The 9,600-nt window shown below is 72.1% G+C and carries 11 protein-coding genes and 1 pseudogene; 4 read left to right on the top strand and 8 right to left on the bottom strand.

The features are described from left to right. Positions 1-189: 189 nt before the first annotated feature. Positions 190-1,143 carry a ribose-phosphate diphosphokinase gene (locus F7R91_RS39700; protein WP_150958476.1) on the bottom strand — a complete coding sequence of 318 codons (954 nt, stop codon included), beginning with the start codon at positions 1,141-1,143 and terminating at the stop codon, positions 190-192. Between the two features lie 211 nt (positions 1,144-1,354). On the opposite strand from F7R91_RS39700, the gene F7R91_RS39695 reads away from it, so the two are divergent. Then, positions 1,355-2,017: a DUF4230 domain-containing protein gene (locus F7R91_RS39695; RefSeq protein ID WP_150958474.1), complete on the top strand. Its 663-nt coding sequence runs from the start codon at positions 1,355-1,357 to the stop codon at positions 2,015-2,017. On the opposite strand, the gene F7R91_RS39690 is transcribed toward F7R91_RS39695, so the two are convergent. The 6 genes from F7R91_RS39690 to F7R91_RS39665 are packed head-to-tail and all read right to left on the bottom strand — an operon-like array spanning position 2,018 to position 5,766. After that, positions 2,018-3,778: a complex I subunit 5 family protein gene (locus F7R91_RS39690; protein ID WP_150958472.1), complete on the bottom strand. Its 1,761-nt coding sequence runs from the start codon at positions 3,776-3,778 to the stop codon at positions 2,018-2,020. It lies immediately after the preceding gene. Then, positions 3,778-4,125: a sodium:proton antiporter gene (locus F7R91_RS39685; RefSeq protein ID WP_150958482.1), complete on the bottom strand. Its 348-nt coding sequence runs from the start codon at positions 4,123-4,125 to the stop codon at positions 3,778-3,780. Before F7R91_RS39685 ends, F7R91_RS39690 begins: the two co-directional genes overlap by 1 nt. 19 nt (positions 4,126-4,144) lie before the next feature. Beyond that, positions 4,145-4,885 carry a hydrogen gas-evolving membrane-bound hydrogenase subunit E gene (gene mbhE, locus F7R91_RS39680; RefSeq protein WP_150958470.1) on the bottom strand — a complete coding sequence of 247 codons (741 nt, stop codon included), beginning with the start codon at positions 4,883-4,885 and terminating at the stop codon, positions 4,145-4,147. Then, positions 4,882-5,142: a Na(+)/H(+) antiporter subunit B gene (locus F7R91_RS39675; RefSeq protein WP_150958468.1), complete on the bottom strand. Its 261-nt coding sequence runs from the start codon at positions 5,140-5,142 to the stop codon at positions 4,882-4,884. Before F7R91_RS39675 ends, mbhE begins: the two co-directional genes overlap by 4 nt. Then, on the bottom strand, positions 5,135-5,587 hold the full coding sequence (locus F7R91_RS39670; RefSeq protein ID WP_150958466.1) for a monovalent cation/H+ antiporter complex subunit F: 453 nt from the start codon (positions 5,585-5,587) through the stop codon (positions 5,135-5,137). The genes F7R91_RS39675 and F7R91_RS39670 overlap by 8 nt, the downstream gene beginning before the upstream one ends. Continuing rightward, positions 5,584-5,766, bottom strand: a complete 183-nt coding sequence (locus tag F7R91_RS39665; RefSeq protein ID WP_150958464.1) for a hypothetical protein — start codon at positions 5,764-5,766, stop codon at positions 5,584-5,586. Before F7R91_RS39665 ends, F7R91_RS39670 begins: the two co-directional genes overlap by 4 nt. A gap of 264 nt (positions 5,767-6,030) precedes the next feature. Here F7R91_RS39665 and F7R91_RS39660 point away from each other — a divergent pair. Together F7R91_RS39660 and F7R91_RS39655 are read left to right on the top strand one after the other, a co-directional pair. Next, positions 6,031-6,578 (top strand): annotated as a pseudogene (locus F7R91_RS39660) (VanZ family protein). A gap of 135 nt (positions 6,579-6,713) precedes the next feature. Continuing rightward, complete coding sequence (locus F7R91_RS39655; RefSeq protein WP_150958460.1) at positions 6,714-7,958, top strand: RICIN domain-containing protein; 1,245 nt, start codon at positions 6,714-6,716, stop codon at positions 7,956-7,958. A 40-nt stretch (positions 7,959-7,998) separates the two neighbouring features. On the opposite strand, the gene F7R91_RS39650 is transcribed toward F7R91_RS39655, so the two are convergent. After that, entirely contained in the window at positions 7,999-8,235 is a 237-nt protein-coding gene (locus F7R91_RS39650) for a hypothetical protein (RefSeq protein WP_150958458.1), read from the bottom strand. Positions 8,236-8,406: 171 nt separating this feature from the next. On the opposite strand from F7R91_RS39650, the gene F7R91_RS39645 reads away from it, so the two are divergent. Then, positions 8,407-9,459, top strand: a complete 1,053-nt coding sequence (locus tag F7R91_RS39645) for a PHP domain-containing protein (RefSeq protein WP_150958456.1) — start codon at positions 8,407-8,409, stop codon at positions 9,457-9,459. The last annotated feature ends 141 nt before the right edge of the window (positions 9,460-9,600 follow it).

Below are 9,600 nucleotides of genomic sequence, written 5' to 3'. Positions count from 1 at the left end.
CCCGGCAGGTCTCCCACACATCCGGCCCGACCATCTCCCCGGCCCATTCCCCCTGCATGCTCACAAGACTGGCCCCGGACCACCCGGTCTGGGGCCAGAACGCAAAAGATTTTCAGCAGCCTTCTAGCGCACGATCCTGGTCACCCGGGTGCATGCCGAGCGTTGCCTTCTGTGTGCGCCACCTCCTGTCTATTCGCTCCGCGGCGCGTCGAACAGGGCGCTGACGGACTCACCGTTGTGAATGCGGCGCACGGCCTCGGCGAGCGCCGGGGCGATGGAGAGGATCCGCAGCTTGTCGGTGCGCTCCTCCTCGGGGACCGGCACGGTGTTGGTGCACACGATCTCCAGTACGTCCGGCTGCTCGCCGATCCGCTTGAGCGCGCCGGCCGCGAACAGACCGTGCGTACAGGCGACCCGGATCGAGCGAGGACCCAACTCTCTCAACCTGTCCAGGAGTTCGAGGACGGTACTGCCCTTGGCGATCTCGTTGTCCAGCACGATGACGTCCCGGCCCGCGACCTCGCCGATGACGGAGTTGATGCTCACCCGGTCGTCCGCGAACCGCTGCTTGGCGCCGGCGGCCACCTGGGCGCCGATCATCCGGGCGAACGCGGCCGCTTCCTTGGCGTTGCCGAGGTCCGGCGAGACGACGGTGGTGCGGGAGAGGTCGTACTGCCTGAAGTGCGCGGCCAGTTCGCGCAGCGCGTGCAGATGGTCGACCGGCACCGAGAAGAAGCCGTGCACCTGCGGCGAGTGCAGGGTCATGGCGAGGACGCGGCTCGCGCCGGCCGACGCCATCAGGTCGGCGACGAGCCGCCCGCCCAGCGAGATGCGCGGCTCCTCCTTCTTGTCGGAGCGCGCGTACGAATAGTGCGGCATGACCACGGTGATCCGGCCCGCCGAGGCCCCGCGTGCCGCGTCGCACATCAGCAGCAGTTCGACGAGGTGCTCCTGCACGGGCCTGACCAGCGGCTGGATGATGAAGACGTCCCGTTCCCGGCAGTTGGACTGGAGCTGCACCTCCAGACAGTCGTTCGCGAAGCGGCTGACCCGGGTGGGGCTCAGCGGCACTCCGAGATGTGCGCAGACCTCCTGGGCGAGCTCGGGGTGGGCGCTTCCGCTGAACACGGCGATGTCTCGCACGATCCGCTCCTCGCATGATCATTCCTGGCGGTGCGGCTCATGCTACGGCCCGGAAAACCGGTTGCGATCCACCCACCTTCCCCCCGGCCCGCACGGTCCGGCAGGAGGAACTTCGGCCGACGCACTGGTTTCTGCAGCACCAATCGGTCAACACCGCGGTCTGGCAGGGGATTTGGAGGGCATCCGGACCGTAGGAAGGAGGGCCGTCGCCATGACGACTCCCATCAGGCGCATGTCCAGGCGCATGCCCGGCTGGGTGAAGGCGGTGAGCGCCGTCGTACTGGTGCTCGTCGTGTTCTTCGCCGGAATCCGGCTGTCCGTGCTCCCCGGAATCAAGGACCTGTTCGGCACCGAGACCCGGGACCGCTCGGGTCCGGCACTGCTCCAGTCCATTCAGGACATCAGCCGTTACGACGCCGCCTCCGGCAACTTCCAGGTCGTCGTGGACCTGGAGAAGGACGCCAAGTACCTGCCGGACGCGATCCGCGGCTCGCGCACCCTGTACGTCGGTGCCGGCACCGTCGACGCCTACGTCGACCTCGGCAGGGTCGGCGGCAACGACGTGACGGTCGACGAGGACCGAACGTCGGCCACGCTGCGGCTGCCGCATGCGGCCCTCGGCCGGCCGGCGCTGGACCCCGACCGTTCCTATGCGGTCTCCAAGCAGCGCGGTCTGCTCGACCGGCTCGGCGACCTGTTCTCGGACAACCCCAACGGCGAGCAGGCCGTGCAGAAGCTCGCGGTACGGCACATCGGCGACGCGGCCAAGGACAGCGGGCTGACCGCGCGCGCCGAGAAGAACACCACCGGCATGCTGGAGGGCCTGCTGCGTTCCCTCGGTTTCCAGGAGGTCCACATCAGCTACGGCGGCTGATCAGGTGAGGGGCATGCCGGGCAGGGCGAGGGCGCCGAGCAGCGTGGTGCCCACCAGCATCCAGGCCACATAGTCACCGACGTGCCCGGACTGCAGCCGCCGCAGCGGCAGTGCCCGGTCCGGCGCGGCGAGCGGCGCCCGACGCGTCACGGCGACGGCGGCGAGGACCACGGCCAGCAGGGTCGAGGCCAGGTCCAGCAGGATGCCGGCCGGGGTCCAGTGCACGGCGGCGAACACACCGCCGGACCCTGCCTCGTTCACGGAGTGCGCCACCACGTCGGCGAAGCCGGGCCCCAGACCGACCGCGAGCGCCGCGGCGAGCAGCACCGCAGGGACCGCGGTCATGGTGTCGGGGATCCGGCCGAGCCGGTGCCGGGTCTCGGGCCGCTCGCCCCCGCCGGTGGTCTCGTATGCGCTGCCGTCGCCCGGCCGGGGGCCGAGGCCGAGGAACACCCGGGCGCCGACCCTCAGGACCGCCCCGCCGGTCACCGCGGAGGCGAGGACGTACAGCGCGGTGAGCGGGCCCCCCACGGCCTCCTCCGTGACGGCCTTGCCGAGTGCGGTGCCGAACGGCGGCAGCCCGGCCAGGGCGAGCGCTCCGGCGGCGAACAGCACGGCGACGCCGCGCAGTTGCCCGGCCCTGCCGTGCAGAGCGTGCTCGTCCACGCTGCCGTACCGGTCGAGCAGGATGCCGGTGCAGGCGAACAGGGCCGCCTTCACACCGGCGTGGCCGAGGATGTACAGGGCGACCCCGTCGTCGGCCTCGGGAGTGAGGACTCCGATGCCGATCAGGAAGAGTCCGGTGTGGGCGACCGTCGAGTAGGCCAGCAGCCGTTTGATGTGCCGCTGGTACCAGCACATCACCGCGCCGACGGCCGCCGTCAGCGCGCCGAGCACCACGAGGGCCCGCTCGAAGTCGGCGGCCGGGACACCGCCGGGCCCGGCGAACACGGTTCCGTACACGCGCCAGACGCCGTAGACGCCGAGTTCGACCATGACGCCCGACAGCAGCATGCACACCGGTGTGGGCGCGACGGCGTGCGCGTCCGGCAGCCAGAAGTGGAAGGGCACCGCGGCGGACTTGACCAGCAGTCCGGTCAGGACGAGGACGAACGCGGCGAGGACGAGGGCGTCGGGCGGTCCGTGCGCGTCGAGTCCCCGGCCGATCTGTGTCATGGCCAACTCGCCGGTGCGGGCGTAGAGCAGCGTGATGCCCATGAGCATGGAGTAGGCGCCGAGAGAGTTGACCACGCCGAAGGTCAGCGCGCCCTGGGCCGCCTTGGCCTCCTCGATACGGTGGCCGGTCAGCGCGTAGGCGACGACGCTCATCAGCTCGAACCACACGAACGCGTTGAACAGGTCGCCCGCGAGGGCGAAGCCGCACATGCCCGTCTGGAAGAGCAGCATGAGCGCCGGGAAGGAACCGGCGTGGCGGCGCGGCGGTTCCTCGAAGTACCGCCATGAGTACGCCAGAGCGGCCAGGGTCAGCAGCGAGGCGAGCGCGGCCATGCCGAGCCCGGGGCCGTCCCCGACGAGGACGATGCCGACGCTTGTGCCGTTCACGGGCGTCCAGCCGCCGGCCCACTCCACCATGGGGGGCGAGGAGTTCAGCAGCAGGACCAGGGCGAGCCCGGCCGTACCGGCCGAGACGGCGCAGCCCACGGACTCGGCGACGAGGCGAGGCATCCGGCGGCCCCCGGCGGCCAGCACGGCCGTGCCGAGCAGGGGTACGGCTACGAGGAGCGGCAGCAGGTGGTGCATCAGCCGCGCAGCTCCGAGAGTTCGTCGGGGTCGACCGTGCGGTGCCGCTTGGAGATCTGCACGACGAGCGCGAGCAGCAGCGCGGTGACGGTGGCGCCGACGACGACATCGGTCAGCGCGAGTGCCTGGACGACCGGGTCGACGACCGGGCGCGAGCCGGGTTCGAGGTCGGAGAACACGGGCGCGGTGCCGCCGTCGCGGTAGCCGACGGCCAGCAGCAGGACGTAGGTGGCGGACTGGCACACGGACAGACAGCCGACGGCGTGGATCAGGTTGCGGCTGGTGGCCAGGCCGTAACAGCCGGCCAGGAAGACCCACGCGGCGACCAGGTACGGCAGGACGTGCATCACGGCGCTCACAGCGGTCTCACTTCCCGCTCTCCTCCTCGATCTCGACGGCCTGGTCCAGGAAGCGGGCGAGCAGCACGACGACCGCGCAGGCGACCTCCATGCCGATGGCCGCGTTCAGCAGGGGGACGGTGCCACCGGAGGACAGTGTGTTGAAGGTGCCGTACGGCAGAACGGTGTTGGCCAGGAACGCAGTGCCGCCGATGAGGCACGCGAGGCCGGTGATGACGTAGGCCGAGGCGGCGACCGCGTCCCCGACCTCGTAGCGGCCGACCGGCCGGATGCGTTCCAGGGCACGGTAGTCGGCGCCCAGGTACAGCAGGTGCAGGGCGGTCGCGGCGACGACGCCGCCCTGGAAGCCGCCGCCGGGGCTCAGCTGCCCGTGGGCGATGACGTACAGGCCGGTGAGCAGGGCGACGGGCAGGACGACGAGGGCGTAGCGGCGTACGGGCGGGGCCACTTCCTCGGGTTCGGGCCGCGCGCGGTGTTCGTCGCGGGTCTGCCGCAGCAGGACCACGCAGCCGAGGACGGCCGCGAAGAGGATGGTCATCTCGCCGAGGGTGTCGTAGGCGCGCTGGTCGAAGTTGACGGAGGCGATGGTGTTGGCGGTGTGCCGGGAGAGCGACGCACGGACGGCCCGGTCCCCGTACGGGTGGCTAGCGCCTCCGAAGGCGGGCAGTTCGAGACACGCGGCCACAAGGAGGACGGCGAGACCCCCGCCGCCCGCGGCCACGAGCCACAGCCGGGTGCGCCGGTTCACTGTTCCCGCCCTTTCCGCTGCCCGCGCCGCTTCACCTTGCGGACCGTGAGCAGCAGCAACAGCGGGGTGAGCACGGAGCCCACGGCCAGTTGGGACAGGGCGACGTCCGGCGCCTGGAGCACGGTGAACAGGACGGCGAGGGCGACGCCGAGCACGGCCAGGACGAGGGCCTGGCGGACCGGGTCGCGGACCGCGACCGCCGCGGTCGCGGACCCGGCGACCAGCAGCAGCGCCACGACGATCACCGCGTCAGCCACGGCTCACTTCCCGGAATCCGCCCGACAGCGCACGCGAGGCGACGAGGTTCCCGCCGACCAGCAGTGCGCCGACGACCAGGAGCTTGGCCATCGCCCGGCCCGGTCCGACGGCCACGCACAGCGCCAGCACCACCGCCGCGCCGAGGCCGGCGGCCGCCCAGGTCACGCCCTGGGCGCGGGGTGGATCGCCGGCGAGTTCCCCGGAGAGCAGCCGGGCGAAGACGAGCGTGCCGACCGGACCGAGGAGGGCCAGGACCAGGGCGAGATCGACGTAGGACGGGCGGTCGTAGCCCTGGGAGAGCAGGAGCAGGGCGGGGCAGGCCAGTGCGGTGGACAGGTTCTGGGCCACGACCCGGCGCCGCAGCGGCCCGGTGGCCACACCCCACAGCGTCGCTCCCACGCCCCCGCCGAGCACGAGGGCCGCGGTGAGCGTCCAGCCGTTCACGGTCCGCTCACCGCCCGTCGCGCGGCCCGGGCCGCGACCGCCGCCGCACCCGCGGCCCCTGCGCCGACCGCGAGTTCCAGTGTGTCCACCGTGCTGATGAGGACCAGCCAGAGCACGGTGAGCGCGGCCCACCAGGCGAGGATCTCGGCCAGGGCGAGAAGTGCCGTGCGGGGGCTCAAGCGGCGTACCTCCTCAACCGTGCCGGCTCGTCTGCGCGACGAGATGTCCGTTGTGTCGCTTCCGCGTCATCCAAACACCGCCCCCGGCGTGGGGCGTGGCGGCGCGCGGGTCTCGGCGCCCGTGTCGGGCTCTCCGCCGGAGTGCCCCGGGAGCACGACGGGAAACCGCTGGTGCCGCCGTCCGCAAGGGGGCGGCGGGCATCCTCGGGCAAGGCGGGGGTAACAGCCCCAAGACGCAGGGAAGTTGAAGACTGGAGGGACCACATGGCCCGGGCAGCTTCACGCGCACGCGCCGCGTTACGCCCCCGCAAGGCCAACCCCGCACGCGCGCCGCAGCCGGCCCCTCGCCGGCGCCGGCCCCTCCCCCTTCTCTCCGCCTGCCGGCGATGCTGTGCGCCTTCGCCTTCATGGTGGCGTTCGCCGTCGCGCTGGCCCGGCCCACTCTGGAGCCCTCCCCCGCGTCGGAGGCGCTGACGCACACCAACATGCGTCCGGGGCGCTCGCTGCGGGCCTACCTGGATCAGCCGGCGCTGCGCGACGCCGTCCGGCAGATCGGCGGCAATCTGCTGATGGGCGTGCCGTTCGGCATCCTGGTGCCGGTCCTCGCGCCGCGCACCCGCGGGCTCATGCGGGTACTGCTGCTCACCGCCGTCGTCATGCTGCTGGTGGAGTTCGCGCAGGGCGCGCTGGTCACCGGGCGGGCCTTCGACATCGACGACGTCCTGCTCAACACCACGGGTGCCCTCATCGGCTTCCTCCTGCTGGGACGGAGGCTGAGCCGGGCGGTGCACGCGCGGGAGCAGAGCAGGTGAGCCTTTGCAAGGCTCTCAACACCTGGTCCGTACCAAGGTATTGACGCCCCCTTACCTCATTCCTTAAATCAAGAGGCGACGCATTCACCCCCCACCTCAGTCGGCGCACGCGTCCGCCGTACGGAAGGGAGAGCCGTGGCCCGTCCACGTCTGCTCCGCACGTGCCTCCTCGCCGCCCTGACCACCGTGCTCGCGGCCTCGGTCGCCGGCGGCCCCGCCGAGGCCGATCCCCAGGCCGGCCCGCCGGGCGTCGCCGCGGTGACGTTCTCCGACAGCTTCGACGGGCCGGCCGGTGCGGCCGTCGACTCCTCGAAGTGGCAGATCGAGACCGGCGACAACGTCAACAACCACGAACGGCAGTACTACACGGCCGGTAACAGGAACGCCGCGCTGGACGGCCAGGGCCATCTGGTGATCACGGCGCGCCGCGAGAACCCGGCCAACTACCAGTGCTGGTACGGCACTTGCCAGTACACCTCGGCCCGGCTGAACACCGCCGGGAAGTTCACGGCGCAGTACGGGCATGTCGAGGCACGCATGAAGATCCCGCGCGGGCAGGGCATGTGGCCCGCGTTCTGGATGCTGGGCCATGACATCGGGCAGATCGGCTGGCCCGACTCGGGCGAGATCGACATCATGGAGAACGTCGGTTTCGAGCCCTCGACGGTCCACGGCACGATCCACGGCCCCGGCTACTTCGGCTCCGGCGGCATAGGCGCCGCGTACTCGCTCCCGAACGGCCAGGCCTTCGCGGACGCCTTCCACACCTTCGCCGTCGACTGGGCGCCCGACTCGATCACCTGGTCGGTGGACGGCACCGTCTACCAGCGGCGCACACCGGCGGACCTGGGCGGCCGGAGGTGGGTGTTCAACAAGCCCTTCTTCCTGATCCTGAACCTCGCGGTGGGCGGCTACTGGCCCGGCGACCCGGACGGCTCCACCGTCTTCCCGCAGCAGCTCGTGGTGGACTCGGTGTCGGTGAGGACGGGCGACACGGCCACCGGCGCCGCGATCAGGGGGCTCGCGGGCAAGTGCGTGGACGTGGCGGGCGCGAACCCGGCCAACGGCACGCCGGTCCAGCTCTACGACTGCAACGGCACCGGGGCCCAGCAGTGGACCGCCGGACCGGACGGCACCCTCCGGGCGCTCGGCAAGTGCCTGGACGTCACCGGCAACGGCACCGCGGACGGCTCGACGGTCCAGCTGTGGGACTGCACGGGCGGCCCCAACCAGAAGTGGACCGTCACCGCCGGGCACGACATCGTCAATCCTCGGGCGGACAAGTGCCTCGACGTGACCGGCAACAACCCGGCGAACGGTACCCGGCTGCAGATCTGGACCTGCACGGGCGGCGCCAACCAGAAGTGGACCGTCGGCTGACGGCACCGGCCGGCGCGGGGGCCGCGGGCGCCGGGGGCTGCTAGTGCCGTCTCCAGGTGAACTTGTCGCCGCCCACCCAGCGGACCACTTCCGGGTCGTCCAGGTCGTGGACCGTGATGCCGAACGCGGCGGCGGCTTCCAGGACGTCGGTGATGGCCTTCGCCTCACCGACGACCTGGCCGTCGATCTCCACGATCCGGAACGGCGGCGTACCCGGCTGCACACCGAGCACCAGGATCCGCGGTTTGGCGATGTGAGGGCTCGCGATTTCGGTCATGCATAGAGCGTAGAGCGCAACCGGCCACTGCGAGAGACTCGCGTCACCCGCCGAGCGGATCGGGAACCTCCTGACGACGCGCGTCGCGCACGCACCTCCCGTCCGTCGTGCGGCCCCCGGGCGGCTGGGGAACTCTGGAGGAGCCGGGGAACTCCCCACGAGGAGGTGGCGATGGATCCCGTCGAGGCCCTGGACCGGATCGCCTTCCTGCTGGAGCGGTCCCTGGCGCCGACGTACCGCGTACGGGCCTTCCGTACCGCTGCCCGCGTGCTGTCCGGGCTCCCCGAGGACGAGATCCGCGAGCGGGCGGACGCGGGGACGCTGGAGTCGCTCAAGGGCGTGGGACCGAAGACGGCGCAGGTGGTACGCGAGGCACTGGCGGGGCAGCTCCCCGGCTATCTGCGCAAGCTGGAGGAAGAGGGCGAGGCCGAGGCCCCGATCCCGGGCGGAGAGCGGCTGCGGGCGCTGCTGCGCGGGGACTGCCATCTGCACTCCGACTGGTCGGACGGCGGCAGCCCGATCGAGGAGATGGGCCGCACCGCGGCGGAGCTCGGCCACGAGTGGGCGGTGCTGACCGACCACTCCCCGCGGCTGACGGTGGCCCGCGGGCTGTCGCCCGAGCGGCTGCGCGAGCAGCTGAAGGTCCTCGCGCGGCTCAACGCCGGCTGGGCGCCGTTCCGGCTGCTGACCGGCATCGAGTGCGACATCCTCGAGGACGGCTCCCTCGACCAGGAGCCGGAGCTGCTGGAGCTCCTGGACGTCGTGGTGGTGTCCGTGCACTCCAAGTTGCGGATGGACGCCCGCTCGATGACCCGCCGGATGGTGACCGCCGTGCGCAATCCGCACGCGGACATCCTCGGGCACTGCACCGGACGGCTGCTCGTCGGGCGGGGCGGGGGCGCCGGGCGGCCCGAGTCGGAGTTCGACGCGGACGAGGTGTTCGCCGCGTGCGCCGAGACCGGCACGGCCGTGGAGATCAACAGCCGGCCCGAGCGGCTCGACCCGCCGCGCCGGCTGCTGCGCCGGGCCGTCGAGGCGGGCGTGCTGTTCTCGATCGACACCGACGCGCACGCGCCCGGCCAGCTGGACTGGCAGATCCACGGCTGCGCCCGGGCGGAGGAGTGCGGGGTGCCCGACGGGCGGGTGGTCACCACCTGGTCCATGGACGACCTACTGGCCTGGACCGGGGAGGGCAGGACGCCGGCCGGCGTGGCGGGCCGCTGAGGTGGAGCCGTGCGGCGAGCGGGGAGGGAGCCGTGCGGCGAGCGGGGAGGAAGCCGTGCGGCGAGCGGGGAGGGAGCCGTGCGGCGAGCGGGGAGGAAGCCGTGCGGCGAGCGGGGAGGAAGCCGTGCGGCGAGCGGGGAG

Source organism: Streptomyces luteolifulvus (genome assembly GCF_008806595.1).
Classification (GTDB): domain Bacteria; phylum Actinomycetota; class Actinomycetes; order Streptomycetales; family Streptomycetaceae; genus Streptomyces; species Streptomyces luteolifulvus.
The sequence above is the reverse complement of the archived record's forward strand: the minus strand, read 5'-3'. Positions and strand labels throughout refer to the sequence as shown.